The organism is Acidithiobacillus ferrooxidans ATCC 23270, assembly GCF_000021485.1.
Classification (GTDB): Bacteria; Pseudomonadota; Gammaproteobacteria; order Acidithiobacillales; family Acidithiobacillaceae; genus Acidithiobacillus; species Acidithiobacillus ferrooxidans.
In genome coordinates, this window is sequence record NC_011761.1 from 1,265,824 (window position 1) to 1,288,359 (window position 22,536).

The 22,536-nt window shown below is 59.3% G+C and carries 26 protein-coding genes; 12 read left to right on the forward strand and 14 right to left on the reverse strand.

The genetic code is table 11. The features are described from left to right. The first annotated feature begins 12 nt into the window (after positions 1–12). Entirely contained in the window at positions 13–963 is a 951-nt protein-coding gene (locus tag AFE_RS06830; protein ID WP_012536536.1) for an acetyl-CoA carboxylase carboxyltransferase subunit alpha, read from the forward strand. Further along, positions 941–2,335, forward strand: a complete 1,395-nt coding sequence (gene tilS, locus AFE_RS06835; protein ID WP_012536537.1) for a tRNA lysidine(34) synthetase TilS — start codon at positions 941–943, stop codon at positions 2,333–2,335. The genes AFE_RS06830 and tilS overlap by 23 nt, the downstream gene beginning before the upstream one ends. Here tilS and AFE_RS06840 read toward each other — a convergent pair. Together AFE_RS06840 and dksA are read right to left on the reverse strand one after the other, a co-directional pair. Further along, a complete protein-coding gene (locus AFE_RS06840) occupies positions 2,299–3,630 on the reverse strand; it encodes a dihydroorotase (RefSeq protein WP_012536538.1) in 1,332 nt (443 codons plus the stop codon). The two genes, tilS and AFE_RS06840, sit on opposite strands and share 37 nt — an antisense overlap. A gap of 4 nt (positions 3,631–3,634) precedes the next feature. Next, positions 3,635–4,099 (reverse strand): RNA polymerase-binding protein DksA, encoded by a 465-nt coding sequence (dksA, locus tag AFE_RS06845; RefSeq protein WP_012536539.1) that lies wholly within the window; start codon positions 4,097–4,099, stop codon positions 3,635–3,637. 166 nt (positions 4,100–4,265) lie between these two features. Here dksA and AFE_RS06850 point away from each other — a divergent pair, with 166 nt between their 5' ends. Continuing rightward, positions 4,266–5,030 carry an HAD-IA family hydrolase gene (locus AFE_RS06850; protein ID WP_012536540.1) on the forward strand — a complete coding sequence of 255 codons (765 nt, stop codon included), beginning with the start codon at positions 4,266–4,268 and terminating at the stop codon, positions 5,028–5,030. Between the two features lie 135 nt (positions 5,031–5,165). Here AFE_RS06850 and AFE_RS06855 read toward each other — a convergent pair whose 3' ends face one another. Beyond that, a complete protein-coding gene (locus AFE_RS06855; RefSeq protein ID WP_012536541.1) occupies positions 5,166–5,642 on the reverse strand; it encodes a Fur family transcriptional regulator in 477 nt (158 codons plus the stop codon). Positions 5,643–5,759: 117 nt separating this feature from the next. Here AFE_RS06855 and AFE_RS06860 point away from each other — a divergent pair, with 117 nt between their 5' ends. The 3 genes from AFE_RS06860 to speA all read left to right on the forward strand — a co-directional run bounded on the left by AFE_RS06860 (position 5,760) and on the right by speA (position 9,623). After that, on the forward strand, positions 5,760–6,239 hold the full coding sequence (locus AFE_RS06860) for a peroxiredoxin (protein WP_009562391.1): 480 nt from the start codon (positions 5,760–5,762) through the stop codon (positions 6,237–6,239). Then, on the forward strand, positions 6,236–7,645 hold the full coding sequence (locus AFE_RS06865; protein ID WP_012536542.1) for a PhoH family protein: 1,410 nt from the start codon (positions 6,236–6,238) through the stop codon (positions 7,643–7,645). Before AFE_RS06860 ends, AFE_RS06865 begins: the two co-directional genes overlap by 4 nt. A gap of 64 nt (positions 7,646–7,709) precedes the next feature. Next, positions 7,710–9,623 (forward strand): biosynthetic arginine decarboxylase, encoded by a 1,914-nt coding sequence (gene speA / locus AFE_RS06870; RefSeq protein ID WP_009562392.1) that lies wholly within the window; start codon positions 7,710–7,712, stop codon positions 9,621–9,623. On the opposite strand, the gene AFE_RS06875 is transcribed toward speA, so the two are convergent. The 10 genes from AFE_RS06875 to AFE_RS06920 are packed head-to-tail and all read right to left on the reverse strand — an operon-like array spanning position 9,588 to position 16,061. Next, complete coding sequence (locus AFE_RS06875) at positions 9,588–10,016, reverse strand: hypothetical protein (protein WP_012536543.1); 429 nt, start codon at positions 10,014–10,016, stop codon at positions 9,588–9,590. The genes speA and AFE_RS06875 overlap by 36 nt on opposite strands. Before the next feature lie 34 nt (positions 10,017–10,050). Continuing rightward, entirely contained in the window at positions 10,051–10,734 is a 684-nt protein-coding gene (locus AFE_RS06880) for a fumarylacetoacetate hydrolase family protein (protein WP_012536544.1), read from the reverse strand. Further along, positions 10,731–11,006 (reverse strand): hypothetical protein, encoded by a 276-nt coding sequence (locus tag AFE_RS06885; RefSeq protein ID WP_009560709.1) that lies wholly within the window; start codon positions 11,004–11,006, stop codon positions 10,731–10,733. The genes AFE_RS06880 and AFE_RS06885 overlap by 4 nt, the downstream gene beginning before the upstream one ends. Further along, positions 11,003–11,623, reverse strand: coding sequence for a glutathione S-transferase family protein (locus AFE_RS06890; protein WP_009560708.1), 621 nt, complete (start codon positions 11,621–11,623; stop codon positions 11,003–11,005). Before AFE_RS06890 ends, AFE_RS06885 begins: the two co-directional genes overlap by 4 nt. Next, positions 11,623–11,976 carry a hypothetical protein gene (locus tag AFE_RS06895; RefSeq protein WP_009560707.1) on the reverse strand — a complete coding sequence of 118 codons (354 nt, stop codon included), beginning with the start codon at positions 11,974–11,976 and terminating at the stop codon, positions 11,623–11,625. The genes AFE_RS06890 and AFE_RS06895 overlap by 1 nt, the downstream gene beginning before the upstream one ends. A gap of 16 nt (positions 11,977–11,992) precedes the next feature. Next, positions 11,993–12,487, reverse strand: a complete 495-nt coding sequence (locus AFE_RS06900; RefSeq protein WP_009560706.1) for a hypothetical protein — start codon at positions 12,485–12,487, stop codon at positions 11,993–11,995. A gap of 18 nt (positions 12,488–12,505) precedes the next feature. Further along, on the reverse strand, positions 12,506–12,793 hold the full coding sequence (locus AFE_RS06905) for a ferredoxin family protein (RefSeq protein ID WP_009560705.1): 288 nt from the start codon (positions 12,791–12,793) through the stop codon (positions 12,506–12,508). Continuing rightward, complete coding sequence (locus AFE_RS06910) at positions 12,790–14,088, reverse strand: FAD-dependent monooxygenase (RefSeq protein ID WP_012536545.1); 1,299 nt, start codon at positions 14,086–14,088, stop codon at positions 12,790–12,792. Before AFE_RS06910 ends, AFE_RS06905 begins: the two co-directional genes overlap by 4 nt. 16 nt (positions 14,089–14,104) lie before the next feature. Next, entirely contained in the window at positions 14,105–15,199 is a 1,095-nt protein-coding gene (locus tag AFE_RS06915) for an electron transfer flavoprotein subunit alpha/FixB family protein (protein WP_012536546.1), read from the reverse strand. Positions 15,200–15,218: 19 nt separating this feature from the next. Further along, positions 15,219–16,061, reverse strand: a complete 843-nt coding sequence (locus tag AFE_RS06920) for an electron transfer flavoprotein subunit beta/FixA family protein (protein WP_012536547.1) — start codon at positions 16,059–16,061, stop codon at positions 15,219–15,221. A 504-nt stretch (positions 16,062–16,565) separates the two neighbouring features. On the opposite strand from AFE_RS06920, the gene AFE_RS06925 reads away from it, so the two are divergent. The 5 genes from AFE_RS06925 (at position 16,566) to AFE_RS06945 (ending at position 21,805) form a co-directional block, all read left to right on the forward strand. After that, entirely contained in the window at positions 16,566–17,177 is a 612-nt protein-coding gene (locus tag AFE_RS06925) for a globin domain-containing protein (protein WP_012536548.1), read from the forward strand. Between the two features lie 10 nt (positions 17,178–17,187). Continuing rightward, on the forward strand, positions 17,188–19,452 hold the full coding sequence (locus tag AFE_RS06930; RefSeq protein ID WP_012536549.1) for a TonB-dependent receptor: 2,265 nt from the start codon (positions 17,188–17,190) through the stop codon (positions 19,450–19,452). 93 nt (positions 19,453–19,545) lie between these two features. Further along, entirely contained in the window at positions 19,546–20,742 is a 1,197-nt protein-coding gene (locus tag AFE_RS06935; protein ID WP_009566079.1) for a TonB-dependent receptor, read from the forward strand. A 12-nt stretch (positions 20,743–20,754) separates the two neighbouring features. Continuing rightward, on the forward strand, positions 20,755–21,408 hold the full coding sequence (locus AFE_RS06940) for a MotA/TolQ/ExbB proton channel family protein (RefSeq protein WP_012536550.1): 654 nt from the start codon (positions 20,755–20,757) through the stop codon (positions 21,406–21,408). A 1-nt stretch (position 21,409) separates the two neighbouring features. Next, positions 21,410–21,805, forward strand: coding sequence for an ExbD/TolR family protein (locus AFE_RS06945; RefSeq protein ID WP_012536551.1), 396 nt, complete (start codon positions 21,410–21,412; stop codon positions 21,803–21,805). Here AFE_RS06945 and AFE_RS16750 read toward each other — a convergent pair. Continuing rightward, on the reverse strand, positions 21,783–22,211 hold the full coding sequence (locus tag AFE_RS16750; protein ID WP_225487435.1) for a hypothetical protein: 429 nt from the start codon (positions 22,209–22,211) through the stop codon (positions 21,783–21,785). The two genes, AFE_RS06945 and AFE_RS16750, sit on opposite strands and share 23 nt — an antisense overlap. On the opposite strand from AFE_RS16750, the gene AFE_RS16755 reads away from it, so the two are divergent. After that, the gene (locus AFE_RS16755; RefSeq protein ID WP_225487436.1) at positions 22,210–22,536 is read left to right on the forward strand and encodes an energy transducer TonB; all 327 of its coding nucleotides are present in this window, start codon (positions 22,210–22,212) and stop codon (positions 22,534–22,536) included. The two genes, AFE_RS16750 and AFE_RS16755, sit on opposite strands and share 2 nt — an antisense overlap.

The following is a 22,536-nucleotide window of genomic DNA, read 5'->3' on the forward strand; positions in this document are numbered from 1 at the left end:
TAAGGAGTGAACATGAAAATCAGTTATCTGGACTTTGAACAATCGGTTGCGGAGCTGGATGCCAAGGTGGAGGAACTCCATGCCCTGAATCAGCCGGGTATCGCCGATGACATCAGTCGCCTGGAAGTAAAAGCGCGCAAGGAGTTGCAGCGTATTTACAGCAAGCTTGGTGCCTGGCAGACGGTACAGGTGGCCCGTCACCCACAGCGGCCTTATACCATGGATTATGTGCAGGCCCTTTTCACGGAAGTACAGGTGCTGGCAGGCGACCGTGCTTTCGCCGATGATCAGGCTATTATCGGCGGTCTGGCGCGCTTCAATGGACAGCCGATCGTCTGGATGGGACATCAGAAGGGCCGCGACACCAAGGAAAAGATTCAGCGCAACTTTGGGATGCCGCGTCCGGAAGGTTATCGCAAGGCCTTGCGTCTGCTCCGCCTTGCCGAGCGTTTTGCCTTGCCGGTATTTACGTTCATTGATACGCCCGGAGCCTATCCGGGTATTGGTGCCGAAGAGCGCGGCCAGAGTGAGGCCATAGCCCGTAATCTCGCAGTGATGTCTGATCTGGCGGTACCCATTATCTGCACGGTCATTGGTGAAGGGGGCTCCGGCGGGGCCCTGGCGATTGGCGTGGGTGACCGGATGCTGATGCTGGAGTATGGAGTGTACTCCGTCATTTCGCCGGAAGGCTGCGCCTCCATCCTCTGGAAGAATGCGGCCATGGCAGCCGAGGCCGCGGAAACTCTGGGTATCACCGCCCGTCGTTTGCAAGGAATGGGTCTGGTCGATGAAGTGCTGGCCGAACCCCTCGGTGGCGCGCATCGCGATCCGGAAGCGGTCTTCGCGCTGGCACGTGAGCGTTTCGCCCATCACCTGCAGGAGCTGCAGGCGATGGATACCAGCAAGTTGCTGACCACCCGTTACGAACGCCTGATGCACTATGGAGTCGTCGGCGCTGCCTGAGCTGGAGCGGCGTCTCCGGACGCGTCTGCAGGGGGATCTGCGCCCACCGCGGGGACGCTCCCTCTATGTGGCTTACAGTGGCGGCGGGGACTCCACGGCGCTGCTCGTGGCACTGCTTTCTCTAGGGTACGAGATCCATGCCTTGCATGTGGATCACGGCTGGCACCCGGACAGTGCGCAGTGGGCCCGGTTCTGTCAGGAGCAGGCCAAGGCTCTGGGGGTTCCTTTCACCCTGCTGCATCTGGCTGCAGATACACCGGGCGAGGGGCCGGAGGATCAGGCCCGGCGTGCCCGCTATGCCCTCATGGCGGCGCAGTTGCGGCAGGGGGACTGGCTGTTCACGGCGCAGCACCGCGAAGATCAGGCGGAAACCGTGCTTTTGCAACTGTTGCGCGGTACCGGCGTGGCGGGACTGGCGGGCATGCCCCGGCAGCGCCCGCTGGGAGCCGGGCTTCTGGTTCGGCCCCTGCTGGACGTACCGCGGCAGGTGTTGCGGGATTATCTGGAACAGCGGCAGTTACCCTTTCTGAATGATCCGGCCAATGCCGATATGCGCTACGACAGGGTGCGGATACGTCGCATCCTGCTCCCGCAACTGCAGGAACTGGGTTGGCCCCACGCGACGATCAGTATCGCCCGCGCTGCGGACAATCTCGCCGACATGGGGGAAATCGCGACGGACTGGTTTGACCTGTGTTGGCAACAGTATCGGGCAGACCATCCGGGTCTCTCTGTCGAGGTGCTTCCTCTGGAGTATCTGCATACGCTTTCTGTTGCGGCACAGCGGTTTTTTTTGCGGGGCTGGCTTCAGAGTCTGCGGATATCCGTGCCGGGCCGGGAGCGTCTGGAGGCGCTGCGGGACGCGGTGATGCGGGGACGCGGGGGCGCGAGGATTCAATGGGAAGGGGGACAGGCTTGGCTGCAGGGTGGACTGCTGCGCGCCTGGCCACAACCGCGCGTTACGGCGGAAAAGGAATGGGAAGCAGGCCCCTGGTGTGCCGCTCCGGGAAAACCGCTGCCGATCCCCGGCTGGCAGTGCGCCATCCGGGCCACGCCACCGGCCGACCTTCATCACGCATTGGCTGAGCGTTTTGCAGGGACGAGGCTATACTGGCGCCGTCGCCGCCAGGGGGAACGCACCCTGAGCGGACAGGGACAGCATCGGTCGCTGAAGAAACTGCTGCTGGAGGCGGGGGTCCCACCGGATCTGCGTGCGGATGTGCCCCTGCTCTGGGACGAAACGGGGCATTTGCTAGTCATTCTGGGCTACTATACCGCACCCTGGGCGAGTGCCCCTCGCGGAGAACCGGCACTCTGCCTCTGGAATACCGGTACTCAGTCCATCGCCGATAGTGGCGTCGGCTCGATATAGTGCAGCGGCTGCCCGTGCGCGTTGGGGAGAATTTCACCTTTGTCGAAAACCACCCGGCCGCCGACAACGGTGGTAACGGGCCAACCCGTCAGGACCCAGCCATTGAAGGGACTCCAGCCCACTCTGGTAAACATCTCCTCATTGCGGACGGGTTTTTCATGGGTCATATCGACCAGGGTAAGATCGGCATCCCAGCCGATGGCAATACGCCCCTTGTTCACCACGCCATAGAGGCGCGCCGGGTTGTAGCACATCCAGCGCTGTAATTCGGCGAGACTGCAATGACCGTCGCGCATGGCGGTGAGCATCAGGGGCAGGCTGGTTTCCACGCCGGGCATACCGGAGGGCGCGCGGGGATACCCCAAGGCCTTGTCCGCCAGCAGATGCGGGGCGTGATCCGTAGCGATACAATCGATTACACCGCTGCGCAGCCCTTCCCAGAGGGCCAGACGATCCTGCTCACTGCGGATCGGGGGATTCATCTGCGCCAAGGGACCCATTTTGGCATAGGCATCGGTCGTCAGGAAAAGATGGTTGGGAATCGCCTCACAACTGATATAAGGCGTCTTCTCCCGCCGTAAGAATTCGGTCTCCACGGCTGTGGAGAGGTGCAGGATGTGTAGACGGCGCTGATATTTTTTGGACAACCGGACGGCTCGTCGGGTAGCCATCAGTGCCGATTCTTCGTCGCGGATGCGGGAATGATCTGCGGGCTCGCAACTGCCGCTGAACTGGGCGCGCCGCTCGCGGATGCGGGCCTCGTCTTCCGCATGGACCGCTATCAGTTTGCGGCCATGCGCGAAAATGCGGTCCAGGTCCTCTTCCTTGTCCACCAGCAGATTGCCGGTACTGGCGCCCATGAAAATCTTGATGCCGCAGGCGGCGTCGGCCGCCAGAAGACTGTCGAGGTTATCGGGGGTGGCCCCGATAAAAAATCCGTAGTTGACCACGGATTTTTCGGCTCCGCGCGCCAGTTTGTCCGCCAGAGCGGCGGGGCTGGTGGTAGCCGGATTGGTGTTGGGCATTTCCAGAAAACTGGTGACGCCGCCCTTGGCCGCTGCCCGCGAGCCACTGGAAATATCTTCCTTTTGTTCATTGCCGGGTTCGCGGAAATGTACCTGCGGGTCCATAACGCCAGGCATCAGCATATGCCCTTCGGCGTCGATCACCGTATCGGCAGTGCGGTCTATATCCCGATCGATGGCAACGATACGGCCCTCTTCGGAGAAAAGATCCCCGTGATACAGTTCACCGGAGGGCAGTGCGATGCGCGCGTTACGGATCAGCAGGCGCATGGCATCAATCTTGCGCCATCTGCTTCTCGCGTTTTTCTTCCAGCGTTTTGCAATCGATGCACAGGGTGGCGGTAGGGCGGGCTTCGAGGCGGCGCAGACCAATCTCCACACCACAGCTTTCGCAATAGCCATATTCGCCGGTCTTGATGCGGTCGAGGGCCTGGGAGATCTTGCGGATCAGCTTGCGCTCCCTGTCGCGGGCGCGCAACTCCAGACCCATATCCGTCTCCAGGCTGGCCCGGTCGTTGGGGTCGGAATAGTTGACGTTTTCCATCTGCATGTGCTGCACGGTACGGTCGACTTCCGCCATCAGTTCACCGCGCCAGTCTTCCAGAATCTTCCGGAAATGGGCGATCTGCGCCGGGCTCATGTACTCTTCGCCGGGAACGGGCTCGTAGGGAGTGAACGCGGTGAACTGCTGGGCGCCGCCGGGCGCTGCTGGCGTTGGCTGGAGCATGCTTTGGTCCATGGAAGCTTCCTGTCTTTGCGATAAATCCGCTTACGTTTAACAGAGAAAAGCCGTTTTGGCAATCCATGGCATGCTGGGTACAATGGTCCGGCCAGACTGCGGGGGATTTTGCTGATTGCTGGGTGGTTTTGGTAGTTTTCACTATAAACTCAGGGGATAACGATTTATGCCTTTGCGCGCGCTGATCTTTGATGTGGATGGTACCCTCGCCGATACCGAGAGGGATGCCCATCGGGTCGCCTTCAACCGGGCATTTGCAGAAATGGATCTTCCTTTTCGCTGGGATGTACCGACCTACGGACACTATCTGAAGGTTACCGGCGGCAAGGAGCGTCTCAGGGCTTTCCTGAAGGATCATCCACAGTTGCCGCAACTGAGCGATGCTGATATTGCCTCTATCCACCGTCAAAAGACGGGGCATTACGTGGAGATGATCGATGCCGGGCTATTGTCGCTGCGCCCTGGTGTGCTACGTTTGCTGAACGCCGCCAGGGACCATGACCTGCTTCTCGCCATCGCGACGACCACCACACCCGCCAATGTCGAAGCGCTGCTCAAGAGCACCATGGGGACAGAGGCCCCGCAGCGCTTTCATACGATCGGCGCCGGAGATGTCGTTCCCGACAAAAAGCCCGCACCGGATATTTATATCTATGTGCTGGACCAGTTGGGCCTGGCGGCCGCAGACTGCCTGGCGATCGAAGATTCGGCGCATGGGCTGCGCTCCGCCCGCGGAGCTGGGCTCGCCACCATTATTACCCAGACAGAATATACCCAGGGACAGGACTTCAGCGCAGCGCTGCGGGTGCTGGATCATCTGGGAGAAAAGGCATCCCCAGCGCAGGTGTTGCAGGGTCGTTCCGCTGGGGAACGGGTGGTCGTGGATATTCCTACCCTGCGAGGGTGGTGGGCAGAGAGCCGCGAACATTGAGTATGCGGGAACGTTGTCAGCGAGCATCGTGCGGTCAGTATGCGTTCCATAAACGCTTTACCGTTCAATGAAGACCTCCGACGGGACTTTTGGGTATCATCAGGGAAGGCACACCGGATATCTGCCGGGTACCCGTCAGTTTTTGGGGGGCGGTGCCTTCCCGCAGTGGGCGCAGACCCCGTTGACCACCAGTTCCATTTCAATCATGGAATAGTCGGCTGGCAAGCGGGGTGCCGGTACACTGCTCTCCGGCAGGCAGAACACCTGACCGCAGGAGACGCAGTGGAAATGCGGATGTTGGGTGGCCATCTCTGCACGGCGGGCGCTGAAACGCCATACCCGGTCATCTGCCGTGATCCGGTGGGCCAGCCCGATCTGTACCAGCCATTCCAGATTGCGGTAGAGACTGACGCGATCCACCCCCCCCGTTTCCGAGGCTTCCAGGCGCTGCTGGAGCTCGGGGTGACTGAGGGGTTGCTCAGCTTCCAGAAGCGTCTTGAACACCACCACCCGTAAACGTGTGACACGTTGTCCGGCAGCGCGGAGACGCTGCGCCGCGTCAGTATCGGAAACTGTTGCAGCGAGGGGGTGGGGGAGTGATGAATGCGCCATGGAGCCATGCTAGAGCAGAAGACAGGAAGCGTGCAAGCAATGGTTCTGCCGGGCTTCCCTGGACAGCGCCCCACCTGCCGCGCTAGATTTTCAGTCAGGCCCACTCAGGAGTTCCCCATGTCTTCAGAAACCATTACCGTCGGTCAACCCGCACCCCGGTTTCATGCCGCCGCCTATGGCAAGGCGGCTTCCATCAGCCTCGATGACCTGCGCGGAAAGGTTGTGGTGCTCTATTTCTACCCCAAGGATGACACGCCGGGTTGTACGACAGAGGGCCAGGAGTTCACGGCGCTCTACCCGGAATTCCAGGCCGCTGGCGCGGAAATTCTGGGGGTTTCCCGAGACACCCTCGCCAGCCATGAAAAGTTTTCCTGCAAGTTCAATTTCCCGTTCCCGCTCTTGGCTGATACCGATGCAGCACTTTGCAACGCCTTTGATGTGCTCAAGAAAAAGAACAATTACGGCAAAGTCAGTATCGGTGTCGAACGCAGCACTTTCGTGATCGACCGGGAGGGCAAAATCGCCTACATCGGGCGCAAGGTAAAGGCCGCCGGACATGCAGCCGCCATTCTGCAAATCGTCAAGCAGCTACCATGAGTCCCCGGGAAGTGGCAGCGCCACATGAGGTAAAGGCACGCCTCTATATTCTGGATACCAACGTGCTGATGCACGACCCCTCGGCACTGTTCCGTTTCGAGGAACACGACATCCTGCTGCCGATGATCGTCCTGGAGGAACTGGATCAGCACAAGAAGGGCCTGAGTGAACAGGCGCGCAACGTGCGTCAGGTCAGCCGTTATCTGGACGAGATGCTGACGGATACCGCTGATCTGGATCGAGGTTTGGTGCTGCCTTATGCTCAGGGACGACTTTATTTCCAGACGGCTGCACATCAGCAGGCGTTGCCGGAAGACCTGGCTGGTGGCAAGGCGGACCATGAAATTCTGGCCGTGACTCTGGCCTTACAAAATCGACATCCCGAAAAGGATGTGATTCTGGTCAGCAAAGACATCAATTTGCGCATCAAGGGGCGCACCCTCGGCATCCGGGTGGAGGATTATCAGAACGATCGTGCCCTGGACGATGTGGATCTGCTCTACACCGGCGCAGAGACCCTGAGCGCGGATTTCTGGGACTTGCACAGCCGCGATCTGGATGCCTGGCAGGAAAGCGGGCGCAGCTACTACAAGATCAGCGGGCCGGCCATTCAGCGCTGGCATTCCAACCAGTTTATCGCCATCAATGTGGAGGAAGGGGCCCCCGAGGACTTCGCGGCGATCGTCCGGGAAGTCCGTCCGGAACACGCCATTATCGAACGCATTACCGACTATCGGAGCGACCGGCACGCCGTATGGGGCATCCTGGCGCGTAATCCAGAGCAGAATTTTGCCTTGAATCTGCTCATGGATCCGGACATCGACTTTGTCACCCTGCTGGGTCATGCGGGCACGGGCAAGACGCTGCTGACGCTGGCGGCTGCGCTGCATCAGATTTTCGAACAGAAGCGCTACTCGGAGGTCATCATCACCCGTGCGACGGTGCCGGTGGGTGACGAGATCGGTTTTCTGCCCGGTACGGAAGAAGAAAAAATGCTGCCGTGGATGGGGGCGCTGGAGGACAACCTGGAAATTCTGGCGCGTGGCAGCGATGAGGGCGGCAGTTGGGGGCGCAGCGCGACGCAGGATCTGATCAACAAACGGATTCGCGTCAAATCCATGAGTTTTATGCGTGGGCGTACCTTTCTGGAGAAATTCGTCATCATTGACGAAGCGCAGAATCTGACTTCCAAGGAAATGAAGACCCTGATCACCCGTGCCGGTCCGGGGACCAAAATCGTCTGCCTGGGTAATATTGCTCAGATCGACACGCCCTATCTGACCGAAACCACCTCCGGTCTGACCTATGTGGTGGATCGCTTCAAGGACTGGGCCTACAGCGGACATATCACCCTGCGTCGCGGGGAGCGTTCGCGTCTGGCGGATTTTGCCAATGATGCCTTGTGATCCCCTTGTCTCCTGACCCGCTGAGCCCGTAGACTGCGCGCAGGGCATCGGGGGGAGTGAGCGCATGACATGGTCGGTCGCGGATAGTCGCCATCTGTATAACCTGCCGCATTGGGGTGAGGGGTACTTCGATGTGGGGGCGGACGGGCAGATCATCGTCCGTCCCGATGCCAATCCTCAGGGTGCCGCCGTTGGGCTGGCCGATGTCGCGGCAGTATTGGGTGAACATTCCCTCGGTTTGCCCTGCCTCCTGCGTTTCCCGCAGATCCTCGGGGATCGTGTGGCGCGCCTGCACGGCGCCTTTGGTGATGCCATCCGCGCCCTCGATTACAAGGGCAGCTTCACTCCCGTTTATCCGATCAAGGTCAATCAGCAGCGGCGCGTCGTGGAGGAGATTTTGCGGGCCGGTGCGGGAAGTGTCGGCCTGGAGGCGGGTAGCAAACCGGAGCTGCTCGCGGTCATCGGACTGATGCCGGTGGGTGGAACCATTATCTGCAATGGATACAAGGATAAGGAGTATATTCGCCTGGCCCTGACGGGTGAGAAACTGGGCATGCAGGTCTACCTAGTGGTGGAAAAGCCATCGGAGCTGCCCCTGATCCTGAATGAGGCCAGCAGGCTCGGCGTCAAACCCCGGATTGGAGTGCGCGCGCGCTTGGCATCCGCCGGTTCCGGCAAGTGGCAGAATACCGGTGGCGAAAAGTCCAAATTCGGCCTGTCTACGGCGGACATCCTGGAACTCGTCCACCGCCTGCGCGCAGAAAACGCGCTGGATAGCCTGCAATTACTGCACTTCCATCTCGGCTCCCAGATTCCCAACATTCAGTTCATCAGGGGCGGCATGCGTGAATGTGCCCGCCTCTATGCCGAACTGCGGCGCCTGGGCGCGGCCCTGGAGGTGGTGGATGTGGGCGGTGGGCTCGGCGTGGACTACGAAGGCACACATTCCCGCGCGTATTGCTCCACGAACTATCATGTCTCGGACTATGCCCATGCCATCGTCGCCACACTGGCTGATGTATCACGCCAGGAGGGCCTGCCGGAGCCGCGTATCATCTCTGAATCGGGGCGGGCGCTAACGGCTCATCACGCCATCTTGGTGGCTAATGTCAGCGATGTGGAGATGGCGGCCGGAGAACATCCGCCGTCAACACCTTCCGCCGACCTGATGGATGGTGAATGGGGCCGTCTGCTCACTCGCCTGGATCAGGGTAACGCCGCTGCCGCGCTGGAAGTCTACCAGGAGGCACTCTATCTGCTGGCAGAGGTTCACCAGCAATTCAACCTCGGTATCATTCACATCGAGGGGCGGGCCGAGGCCGAAGGCATTTATGCCCAACTACTCTGGCGGGTGCGCGGCTTCCTTGACCCGCATAATCGCGCGCACCGTGACATCCTCGACGAACTCGACGAAAAGCTGGTAGACAAATATTTCGTTAACTTTTCCCTGTTTCAGTCGCTGCCCGATGTCTGGGCCATTGATCAGATTTTTCCGATAGTGCCCATACAGCGGCTGAATGAAGAGCCGACCCGGCGGGCTCGCCTCGAAGACATCACTTGCGATTCCGACGGCAGAATCGACGCGTACGTCACGGCGGAAGGCTTGACGCCGGCGCTGCCGGTACATGCGCTACAGGAGGGAAGGCCTTATCTCCTCGGTATTTTTCTGGTGGGTGCTTATCAGGAAATTCTCGGGGATATGCATAATCTGTTCGGCGATACGGACTCCGTGAATGTGTTCTGTGATGCCTCTGGCGTCATGCGTCTGGAGCAGCCGCTGGAGGGCGATACGGTGGAATCCGTCCTGCAATACGTACAATTTTCCGCTACCGACCTGCTGGCCCGTTATCAGAAGAAAGTGGAAGCCTGCAGCCATCTCGACGATGCGGAGCGTCACGAGTTCCTACGGCAGTTTGCGGATGGGCTGCATGGTTATACGTATTTAACCGCCCATCACCAGATCGAAGACCTGCCGTAGCAGCGTCAACTCCGTCATCGGCAGGCGCCGCAGCTCACTGATGGGTTTGAAAACGCCCCCGTGGGGGGCGATGGCCTCGTGTGGGGCTTCAAACGTCGTGAAGCGGGCGAGGTGGATCTGAATGGGACCGGTGTCGGTAGACAGCCAGGCCTCGAAACCGTCGTCCAACTCTATCTGGCTGGAATTTATATTTAATTTCTCCAATACCGCACGCAGTACATCAGTGGGCGTGTCGCCGGTGTCCGTGGGTGTCGCTTCCATGCTGGCGCCTTCCGGCAGTGGCGCCGGCAGCATGACACTGTCGTCGATGCGAACGAAGCGCAGGGCGGTACTGTAACTGTCGAAGTGACAGAAGATCAGGCGATTGCGTTCGAGAAGACCGGATGCGGGCATTGGGTATTCCTGTTTCGAGGGGGTGATGGTGGGGTTAGCCGATGGTGATGATCAGCGGTTCCAGCCCGGCCACAGTGGCCTCGATCACGTCGCCTTTCACCACCGGGCCCACGCCGGCGGGGGTGCCGGTGAAGAGGAGATCGCCGGGAAAGAGTTCGACTTGATTGGACAGGAAATGGACGATCTGCGGAATCTTCCAGAGCATGTCGCCGACATCGGCGCTCTGGCGGATTTGACCATTCACCTTGAGTTCGACCTTGCCGCGGGCGATGGTTCCCGAATAAAACTCGGGCGTGATGGCCGTGCAGGGTGCCGAATGGTCGAATGCTTTGGCCATCTCCCAGGGCTGGCCCTTTTCGCGGGCCGCGCGTTGCAGGTCGCGGCGGGTCATGTCCAGCCCCACGGCGTAGCCGAACACGTAGTCATCATCGACCTTACCCGTGGGAATATGTTTGCCGCCCTTGTGTAGCGCCACCACCAGTTCCACCTCGGGCTGCAGGTCGGTAGTGCCCGGCGGATAGGGCAGCACTGAATTATTCCGCAGGATGGCGCTGGCGGGTTTCATGAAAAAGAAGGGTTCGGTATCGGGCGCGCTGCCCATTTCCCGGGCGTGATCAGCATAGTTCTGCCCGACGCAAAAAATGCGTCGCACCGGGAAAGGGTTGCTGGACATGGCGTCCAGAGTCACGACAGGGGCGGGCGGGAAGGCGTAGTTCATGGACGGGCTCCTGTGTCCGGTGAAATGGCGGGATAACAGGCATCTGCTCCCATTTCTTGATAACTGATCCTGAAGCGGGATTCAATGTGCTTTTCATCAAGGATTCGGTCGCGGCACTCGGGGTAACGTTGTACCAGACGGTTTCGGTGCGTCTGCCAAACGTGGAGCAGGGCGCGGCGGGCCGCCTCCCGATCCTCGCCGGTGCCCTGAAAGGTGAAATGATGGGTGCGCATTTCCGCCAGAACAAAGCAGTTTGCGCTTTCCGTTGTCATCGATAGCCTTCCTCCCGCAGTACACGCTGCACGGCAGGCCTGGTCCGCAGGCGTTGGTAGTGGGCGTCGCAATGTTCAGGTAGTGGGATGCCCAGCCGGTCTGCCCAGAACTCCACGTAAAACAGCGCCGCATCGGCGATGGAGAAGCCGCCGGTGACATAATCCAATCCGGCAAGGGCATCATTCAGGATGGCGAATCCCTGATTGACGATTTCCCTTCCGCGCGCCTGCACGGCTGCGTGATCGGCGGCGCTGGGGGTGAAGGTGTCCGTAATGAAAATGCGGGCGAAGCCCTGGCCGTGCAGGGTGCCGACAGCATAGTCCATGACTTCCAGCACGCGCGCCTCGCCGTCGGGATACTCTGGCAGCAGTTTCGCCTTGGGGTGGGTGCGTGCCAGCCACCAGGCGATGGCCTGGAATTCAGTCAGCGCCGTGCCGTCCTGACGCACCAGGGTGGGGATGGTGGACTTCGGATTGATGGCGTGGTACCCGGGCTTGTGGTGCTCGCCGGCTGGCAGATTGACGATCCAGGCCTCGAAGGGGAGATCCAGTTCTTCCAGCAGAATATGGATGCCGGTGGAGCACGATCCGGGGGTCATGTAGAAGCGCATGGCCATCAGTTGTCCTCTTTAAACCATTCCGGCTGGTTTTTGCGGTACACCCGCAGCCACATCAAGGTATCTGGTGCCAGCGCGCGCACCGCGAGCCAGAGCAGGGTGTCCTCTGCTTTATCACTGATTGCGAGGCGCTGGTCAAGGATGCGCCAACCTTCCCAGTCTATTTCCGCCAACAGGGCGTGGATCTCTGGCGACAGGAGCAGGGCGGACCTGCTCATGAGGCGAAGCTGGCGTCGCGTTTCTGCGCGGGTGAGGCGCGACGCGAGAAACTCTTCCTTCTCCAACCCTTCAGTCAGTGTGAGTACGGCAGTCCCCGCCTCTTCCATCGCGTTGAAGGGCGAGTTGCTCAGCATGGGTGTATCGCCATACTCAATATGCCGTCAGACCATCGGCATAGGCGCGGACGACGGAAGCGCCTACCAGATCGTGAGGGTCCAGTTCGCCGATCTTTTCCAGGATCTCCCGACATTTGTCCAGTTGCTTGCGGCGTAACAGGATGAAACTCAGGGCCTTCAGGGTGAAGAGATAAAAATGGGCAGGGCTGTGAATCACGGACCAGTCTGCCGTGCCTGGGGCGAGGTGCTGCCAGTCGGGGGGAAAACCACCCAGTCGCGCGCCTCTGTCCATGGCGTTGCGGGCTATCTCTTCGGCCTCTGCCAATCGGGACTGACGAAACAATAACTTGTATAGGGCAAAATAGGCGGGTAGATAATCCGGATCATTCAGGAGATGGTGCCTCAGCAGTTTTTCCACCTCAACCGGATGCGTGGTTCTGCTCAGTGCCGCCTCCAGCAGCGAGGCCGCCTGTCCGGCAGGGTCGCCAAAGGGCAGGGTGATCTCTCGGAGGGCACCGTCAGGGCTCATTGGACCAAGCCTCCAAACCTAACCAAACTTGAAGAGGATGCCGTGACCACCCCGTGGATAGGACCAGTCCACGTTGTGGTGTTCGGAACAGATGACCCGGCAGGTGCCGCACTCCAGGCATCCGTCCGTGGTCAACGTGACCTCATGCTTCTCATCCGCCACATAACAACCTGCCGGACAGACGAAGGTACAGGACTGTGTTTTACAATCATCGGCACAGACCTGGGGATCGCTGATCTGGATATGCGGCCGGCCTTCATCGACCCGGTAGCGGTTTTGAAACAGCTTCTCTTCGATCTTGATCATCGTGTTGCCCTCCACATGCGGTAAGCGTCTCCCACCAAACCCCATAACGAGCGTTGCTGTACAAAGCTGCCCCGAATGGTCTTTTCCTTGCTGTGCTTATCCTGACCATCGACCATCAGCATGGTATGCGCGGCGCGGTTGAGGAGTTGCGGATATACCGAAAAGAAATGCGGATTGCCGTGTAGGATATCAGGCAACTCCTTGTACTTGCGCAAATCTTTCATGACGAAACTGTCGTCCAGCGCGGTTTTGTAACGGGCAAGATGGGGGGCCGTACAGGGGAGCTTCATCTCTTTCAGCGCGATAACCGTTTCTGCGGCCAGTCGGCCACTGGTCATCGCCAGGTTGGAGCCTTCACGGTGGACCGCATTTACCAGTCCGGCGCTGTCCCCCGCAATCATCCAGCCCTCGCCGTAGAGGGTCGGAACGGCCTTGTAGCCCCCTTCGGGAATCAGGTGGGCGGCATATTCCTTCATTTCTCCCCCCTCGATCAACGGGGCAATGGCCGGATGCGCCTTGAGTTTTTCGAGGAGGGTATAGGGCGCGATGCCTGCATTTTTGAAGTCGGACAAGAGGCAACCGATACCCAGCGTGATGGATTCCTTGTTGGTATAGAGGAAGGCGGTGCCGACCATGCCGTGGGTGACGGCACCGGCGATCTCAATGACCACCCCTTCGTTGCCCTTGATGTTGAAACGGCTCTGGACGATCTCCTCGGGCAGAAAGTGAATTTCCTTGACCGCAAGCGCGACGTTTTTGGCTTCGAGTTCGCCATGGAACCCGGCTTTTTTGGCCAACAGCGAATTGACGCCATCCGCCAGGATCACCACATCGGCATAAATGTCGCCTCCCTCACGGTCGGTACGGACGCCGATGACCTTTTTGCCTTCCTGGATGAGCTCGGTGACCGTCGTCTCGCAGATGACCAATGCCCCAGCCTCCTTGACCTTTCCGGAGAACCACTTGTCGAAAGGCGCCCGGAGGATGGTATAACGATTGGGCTGGTCGCTGTTGAAGGCATCCGAGCGATAGTTGGTGCCGATGAAGGATTTTTCATCCAGCACCCACATGCGCTGTTCGATGATATGGCGTTCCAACGGGGCATCGTCGCGGAAATCGGGAATGATGCGTTCCAGCGCGTCGGCGTAGAGAATGGCCCCCTGGACGTTTTTGGTGCCGGGAGTTTCACCGCGTTCCAGTTGCAATACGCTCAGACCCGCCTTGGCCATGGTATACGCGGCTGCATTACCGGCGGGGCCGGCACCTACCACAATGGCATCAAATTTTTCGGCCATGTCATGACTCCTGTAATTAACTGGCCCGGCGGTTCACAGCCAGACGGCTGCGAAAGGCGTCGGTGAGAACGGGAAGGATCTGCACGGCGTCGCCGACAATGCCATAAGTGGCAAAATCGAAGATGGGCGCATGGGGATCGTTGTTGATGGCGATGATGACGTCGGAGGCTTCCATGCCAACGCGGTGCTGAATCGCCCCGGAGATGCCCGCGGCAATATAAAGCTTGGGACGCACGGTCTTGCCCGATTGCCCGACCTGGCGATCAGCGGGCAGCCAGCCGGCATGGGTCACCGGACGTGATCCGCCCACTTCGGCGCCGAGCACAGCGGCCAGGTCCCAGATCAGGCGAAAGTTTTCGGCTTTGCCCATGCCCCGGCCGCCCGCCACGATAATGTCGGCATAGGCGAGCTGCGCCTGCTCCTGGGCCTCGTCGGGGATGAACTCCAGGACTTTGGCGATGATGTCGTCTTCCTGCATCTGCAGGTTTTCAGAAATGAACCGACCACTGCGTTCTGGTATGGCATCGGGCATGGCCATGACCCGGGGGCGGATGGTGGCCATTTGTGGGCGGTAGTTCAGGGTCTGGATGGTGCAGAGCAGGCTGCCGCCAAAGGTCGGACGAGTGGCGAGTAGTCCGCGATTGTCCGGGTCAATGGCGAGTTCTGTACAGTCTGCGGTCAAACCCGTGAGCAGAGTGGTCGCCACACTACCGGCAAGATCGCGGCCCAGGGTGGTGGCGCCCAGCAGCAGAATCTCCGGCTGGTACTTGTTGACCAGGTCAGTCATGGCCTTGGTGTAGGGTTCGTTGCGATAGTCCGTGAGAACGGGATCAGCCACGATATAGGCCACATCGGCACCATAGGTGAAGGCGCTGCGGGCAGCGGCGGCAAGTTCATCGTTGCTGCCGCCGAGAATGACGGCGCCCAGATCGACATTCAGAATATCGGCCAGCTTGCGCCCTTCGCCCAGTAGCTCCCAGGACACCTGGTGTACCTGACCCCGTTCCATTTCGACAAACACCCAGATCCCCTTGTAGGCGGCCAGGCGGGGGTCCAGTTCCAGGCGCTTCTTGCCTTTGGGCTTTGCGGGTGCGGCAGTGTTCTCGCTCATGCGAATGCTCCTTGTGCGTTTATGGGGTGATCAGGCCGAGTTCCTGCGCCAGGCGCGGGTGCTGGCTGCTGAGAATATCCAGGATGGCGTTGGCGGTGCCGTCGGCGTCCAGATCGGCGCCGATCATCTGTGCCTTCACCGCCCGGGGCTTGGGGGTGAATATCTTGCTGACCACCGTGGGCGAGCCCTTGAGGCCGATTTTGCTGACATCCTCAATGCCGGCGCGCTCTTTATTCCATTTCGGCACCTCAAAGCGGGCCGAGCGAAACATATCATCCATGCCGGCGAAGCGGATCTGGTTGCTACCCTCCAGCATGGTGATCAGGGCGGGCAGGCGGGTCCGGATCACCTGTACACCACCTTCGGAACGGCGCCGTACGGTAATGCTGCGTTCCGCAAGGTCCAGCGTATCGATCGCGGAAACATAGGTGAGGAGTTGCAGGCCCAGGCGCCTGGCAACGCCAGGTCCGACCTGTGCGGTATCGCCGTCAATGGTCTGCTTGCCTGTAAACACCAGATCTACGGGATGTTCCTCACCAATTTTGCGGATGGTCTGTGCCAGGGCAAAGGAGGTTGCCAGGGTGTCGGCACCGGCGAAGGCGCGGTCGGTCAGGAGTATCACGTCGTCGGCACCATAGGCGATGGCCTTGCGCAGTGCGTCTTCCGCTTGGGGCGGCCCCATGGTCAGCACGGTGACTCGTCCACCGAAGCGGTCCTTGAGGCGCAAGGCCTCTTCGATGGCAAAAACGTCGAAGGGGTTGATGATGGCGGGTACACCCTGCCGCATGATGGTGTTGGTGACCGGATGCACCCGGATCTGGGCGCTGTCGGGAACCTGTTTGATACAGACGACAATGTGCATGGTGTACTCCTGTTACCGACCTGTCGGTGATCTGAAGATGCTGTTGCCCTGATCCTAGCAATCTTCATTCCAGATACGGCTGTCTTGTTAATTTCAAGATAAACAGCCTTTTGGCTAAATTGCATCGGAAAAACAACGCAAGCAGCGGATGTAGGCTTTGCGACAAAATGCATGCTTTATCACGGCAATCTCATGTTGATCCCGGCCGGATTCGCGACAGAATTTGTCCGGCACCGCCGGTTTGATGAGGCCCGGACACGCAAGCGGTAACAAAGCGTACAAGATGTTCAGTCTCTTACAGGACGAAAAGATATAACCACATGATGATATTATAGTTATTCTTTGGCACCGTTATTGCTTGATGTGTCGTTGTTGCCGTCCCTATCGGACGGAGCTATATTCGGACAACTATATCACATTCGGGGCACGCTTCTGCTGTCTCGGTTCGGTTTCGCTGGGGATGCGCGCCATGCGTCATATCCGGCTATATATGGAGGGGGGAAAATGAACATGGAACAGGAAAGATCAGCCGTCCTGAAGTTGTCCGTTCACAATGATGCTGTCCTCTCGGAACAGGGTCCGCACTGCCCCGGCTCGGAGACGCTGGATATCCGTCATTTTGGGGAGGAGGAATCCATAGTGCGCCCCGCCGTTACCGATATGCGGTTTCCCGAAGTGATTTTTCCCACCAGCCGGGTAGCGCGGGTAGCCGGGGTGGAAAAAGTCCGGGAACTGGTCGTGGAGCATCACCGGCTCATCTGGCACAGTCCGCTCCAGCCCATCTTTGGCAGCAATGAAAAGCACTTCTGGAAGGCCGTGGAATTGACGGCGGATTTTCACGCAGAGGTCTGCGGTGGGCCGAAGTTATATACGGAACGCAAAGGTCATCCCCATCTGCGCGAACGGCACTTTCCTTTCACCATCCGAGAGAAGGACCGTGAACTCTGGCTGGATCTCTACATACAGGCCCTGCGCAATGTCGCATTCCCGCTGGAGGTGGCGGAGGAATACTGGCGCTGGGTGGAATCTCTGTCCATCCGCATGATCAACCGCCGCACCACCTTCGCGGAACCGGTGCGGGTGCCCTTCAGCCGTATCGCCGAACAGTTGGCCTGAGGAGAGAGTCATGCAGCATTTTGCGCGCACTGCATTATATATGTCCGTAGCCAGCGTTTTGGCCTGCGTCCCGTCCGCCGACGCCGATAGCGCCCTGCCAAAACTCGGCACCGTGACCGTGGAGGGACATCAGAAAAACACCCTGGAAAACCCTGCGAGCGGCGCTGAGCAGGGGGCCACCATCAGCGGCCATGCATTGGACATTCTCGGTGGAGCAGGGCAGACCAATCCGTACGCCGCCGTCTCCCTTCTGCCGTCGGTCATGGCCCAGAACCCGGATCCCTACGGTCTGGCCAACGTGCCAGGCGGCAACAAGGGTATACGCATCCGGGGGGAGCGCAATCCCCACGGAGGGATCGGCACGGTAGAGGGGTTACCCCTGTCCGCCGTCAACCCCGGCCCCGGCGAACAGTTTCTGTTCGACATGGAAAACATCCGCAGTGTCACGCTGTTGTCAGCGCCCTTCCCGTCGGACAAACTGGCCGTATTCACCACCCAGGGCTATCTCAACAGCAATGTGCTCTGGCCCAGGGCCAAGTTTGGCGGCGAAGTGGATCAGAGCTTTGGATCCTATAATTTTCATCGCAGCTTCATCCGGCTGGACTCGGGTACCTTGCCTACCGGCACCCGCGTCTTCATCTCCGGATCCTATACCCATGCGGATCAGTGGCGCGGCCCGGGCGCATCACCGGACTATCGCTATAACGGTGAGATCGGCATCAGCCAGGATTTAGGCCGTACCCTGAGCGCCAAGGTTTATGCAGCCTACGGTTCCATGAAGGAGAATAATTATCTGCCTCTGACGTATACCCAGGCCAGCAATCTGGGGCAGTACTACAACCTCGGCTATAACAGCGCACTCACCGGGAATGCCGCCAACGACGTGAATTATTACGGATATAACCGGCAGAAATTCCAGGATTACGCGGTATTCGGGGAACTCAACTGGCATCCCGATGATCAGAACACGCTCGTTATCAAGCCCTTCTACAGCCAGGAAAACGGCTATTACCTGCAGGGGTTGGATAACCTCGGGGGTAAACCAGGTTTGCGAGATTGGGTCATCGACCATTCTCTCTATGGCGTGGTGGCCCAATACGACACCCAATGGAATGGTAATCACTTTTCAGTTGGTTACTGGTTTGAAAATCTAACTCCTCCCGGACCCCCCACGGATTTCAAGATTTATCGTCTGGTCAACGGCCAGCCCGTTTTTGGCGGTTATGGCCTCTTGGCACGCGCTACGGCGGACCACGTCTTCAACAGTCCCTATTTCCAATGGCGGCGGAGGGTCGGTCCCGTAACGTTTACGGCAGGCGCTCGTTATCTGATGGAGCAAACGCCGTCCTTCAGCGTCTACAATACCGCGGGGATTCCTGACGCATCCTATGCCAATGCCTTGAATCTGGCCACCTCCATCAATCCAGCCCGCAGTGTGGAGGGTAGAACCTTCTACCAATGGCTACCTTATTTTTCGGCGGTTTATGCAGTCAACCCAGACCTGGATGCGGTCTTTGCCTATGGTCGCAATAATGGTGCTCCCGCCTTCAACAATTGGCCCTCCGTACAAATGAACATTGCTGCTTTTCAAAAGGCTGGGGTGACCGCGCAGCGTGCCTGGGATCAACTGGCGCCGGAAACCTCCAACAGCTTCAGTCTGGGGCTCAAATGGCACGAAGCGGCGTGGTATGTGAATCCCACCTTTTTTTACGCCACCTATCGCAATAAATACGTGAATGCCTACGACCCTTTGGTGGGTATCAGCTATGATCAGAACGCGGGCGTGGGTCGCGCCTGGGGCTTTGAACTGGCGGCCGGAGCCAAGCTCTGGCATCGGCTGTCCGTGTTCAGTAACTTGGCCTATGACCGCGCCTATTTCACTCAGGATCTGCGTACCGGCAGTGGCGCTTTCTTGCCCGTCACTGGCTTGCAGTTTCCTGACACGCCACGCTTCATTGGTAGTCTGGGTGCATTATACGAATATGGCCGGTTCAGTATTGCGCCCACATTGCAGTATATGGGGAGCCGCTATGCGGATACCCTGCATACCCAACCCTTGCCGGGCTATCTGCTGGCCAACCTGAACATGGGTTATCACCGGCGGATTACCCATGTGGGCGAGCTGACTGTGAATCTGAGTATCCTGAACCTCTTTAACCGCCACTATATCGGCCTCATCGACAGCAGCTATTTCAGCACCGCGGCATCTGGCGGTGCCAGTTTCTATCCCGGCGCGCCCATCACCGTCGCCGGGACGATAGGGCTACGTTTTTAGAGGCGCGTTATGGATCAACTATCGCAACCGCGTGGCTCCACCAAAACGCGTCCATTTCGTACATATCCAAGATAGGTTGGATCAGGAGCCGTCATGAAAATCAAAGCCGTCGTGCATTACACGGTGTACACGCTAATAATGGCCGCAACGATGAAGTCGAGCCTCGTATGGGCGGAAGACGGCGCAAACGCCCCAAAGCTCCAAGCCATTACCGTAACGGGGACCGGTCAGACACCCCTCGTGCTGCCGTCCCTGGGCGCAGGCACGGGTGCCACCATCCCCAACTCCAGCTTCGACCTCTTTCAAAGCCCCGGTGGGACCAATGTCTATAGCATCGTCAGTGGACTACCCTCGGTCATGGTGCAGACAACGGACCCATACGGCTTGTCCAGTGGCGGCCCTGTGGGCATCAGCATCCGTGGTGAAACGAGCATCAAAGGGGCCATCGGCACCGTGGATGGCATTCCCATCTCCGCCATCGATCCGGGAGCGGGCCAACAATTTTTATTCGATAGCGAAAACTTGCGGAGCGTCACCCTCCTGACACCCCCTTTCGCGCCAGAGCATATTTCCGTATTCACGCAGGAAGGATATCTCAACCGGAACATTCGCTGGGCGGCGGATCATTTCGGCGGCGAGGTCTCCCAAAGCGCCGGTTCCTTTGGCTTTCACAAGACCTTCATGCGTTTGGACTCTGGGTTGCTGCCCACCGGCACCAAGTTTTTCATTTCATCCTCCTATGCCCATGCCGACGCCTGGCGCGGGAATGGAGCCGCCCCGGATTATCGGTACAACGGTACCTTGGGCGTCACCCAGCAGATCACCCGTCGGCTCACGGCAAAACTCTTTGCCGTCTACGACGACATGAAGGGCGCCAGCTACCTTCCACTCACCTACGCTCAGGCATCCAATCTCGGCGCCAATTATAACCTGGGGTACGACTCGAACCCGCAAAGCCTCAATTATTCCGGATACAACCAGCAAAAATTTCAGGACTATGCCTTGATGGGTGAAATTCGCTGGCGCACGAGTTCCCATGGCACATTGCTCATAAAGCCTTTTTACAATCAGGAAAACGGTTACACCATGGGTACGGGACTTCCGGGGGTAAAACCCAATCAAATTGGTTATTGGAGCGAACTAACCGCAAGGCTGCAGTTCCTGAATCTATTCAATCGTCATTATATTGGCCTCATCAGCCAAAACTATGTGCAAACCGGAGCCAGTGCGGCGACTTTCTATCCCGGTGCGCCGCTGACTGTTGTGGGTTCCTTGGCATTACGATTCTAAAGGAAGCATGTCATGGAGATTTTATTACACCTTGCCGCCGTGTCCGGGGGTATCCTTTATCTGATGCCGCTCCTGTTGCTGGTGGTGCTTTTCGTGGCCCTGGAGCGGGGCTGGGCGTTGGCCATGATCCGGCGCAAGGGGGACGATCTGTTACGCGATCTGCAAGACAGAAAAGGCCGGGAATCGCTGGAAACCGAGCTGGCCAAAACGCCGTCTTGCCCGCAACAGGCCGTATTTGCAGCAGTGTTGGCATCCCATGATCTGGCAAGCGGCGAGGCCTACGCCGAGGAGGCCATGCTGACCCAGGCGACCTTGCTGGACCGGGGCTTATGGATCCTGGATACGGCCGTCACCCTGGCGCCTCTGCTCGGGCTGCTGGGCACCATCATCGGTATGTTCAATGCCTTTCAGATATTGGGTAATCCAGATACCGCGCCAACGGCCATTACCGGTCATGTGGCGGAAGCCCTGGTGGCTACCGCAACGGGTTTGGCCATTGCCATTGTGGGCCTGGTGCTTTTTAACGGACTTCAGCAACGGGTCCGTCTGGTGCTGCATCAGATGGAAAGGATCAAGGTGAGCACCCTGAATCGCCTCTACCGACAGCCACCGAGTATCCGGGGAGACGCCTCTGTCAGTCTGCTGGCGCGGCGAGGGGAGATCTGAGATGCGTTATTTCGAGGCCCGCAAGGGGCGCATCGAGATCATTCCCATGATCGACATCATGCTTTTTCTGCTGGTGTTCTTCATCATGATCACCTTGCGCATGATCCCCGCGTCTGGGATCAGCACCCGGTTGCCGACCAGCAGTAGCGCCCAGGTCTTGCCCAGAACCCCTTTGGTGGTGGAACTGCGCAGCGATGGCAGTCTGCATTTTCGCGATAAGACCGTCAGTCTGAGCCAACTGGAGCAGCAATTGGCCCGGAACGATCTGGCCCATACCCAAGTCATTTTGGCGGGTGCCAAAACCGTGACCTTGCAGCAGCTCGTGGCGGTGATGGATGCCTGCCGCCACGCCGGCATCAGCCAGATGGGCATCGCTACCCGTGCGGGGCAGCCGTGAGCACTCTGGCGCTCCCCGCCAGCCCGCAGCCACCCAGGGCCGTGGTTTTTCTGCTGGCCCTGATGCTGGAAGCGGGTATTCTGGCGGTTTTGGCCGTCTGGATGCGGGCATCTCCTCCGCCCACGCCGGTGATCACCCCACCCATGGTGGTCCAACTGGTTTCCTGGCCGCAGACCAGCGCCACCCCACAGCCCGCCCCCCATCCGCCAGCACCCCGACCCACCGCGTCGATACCACAAAAACCCGTTCCCACCCCCCCCAAGCTGTCGCCCAGACCGCTGCGAGAGGCCAAGGTGCCGGTCCGCACCCCGCTCTCGGCGCCGGGCGCGCTGGCGGCGCCCGCAGCCCCATCCACAATCTCCCGGACGCCCGCACCGGTGACATCAGCCGCAGCCACGCCTGCCATGCCCGCCTTACCTCCATCCACTCCCGCTCCAGCGGCGGAAACCCGTCCCAGCATCCCTGCCTATGCCCACAATCCCGCACCGGAGTATCCCCAGTCGGCGCGCTGGGATGGGGAGGAGGGCACCGTACTGCTGCGGGTGCTGGTCAATGTGTCCGGTCTGCCGGAAAAAATAACGCTGGTCCGCAGTTCCGGCTACACCAGCCTGGATCGGGCGGCCGAAAAGGCCGTGCGGCACTGGCGCTTCACCCCCGGCACCCGCGACGGAAAACCGGTGGCCATGCAGGTGGAAGTGCCGATTCGTTTTCGTTTGAATGATAGCAATTAA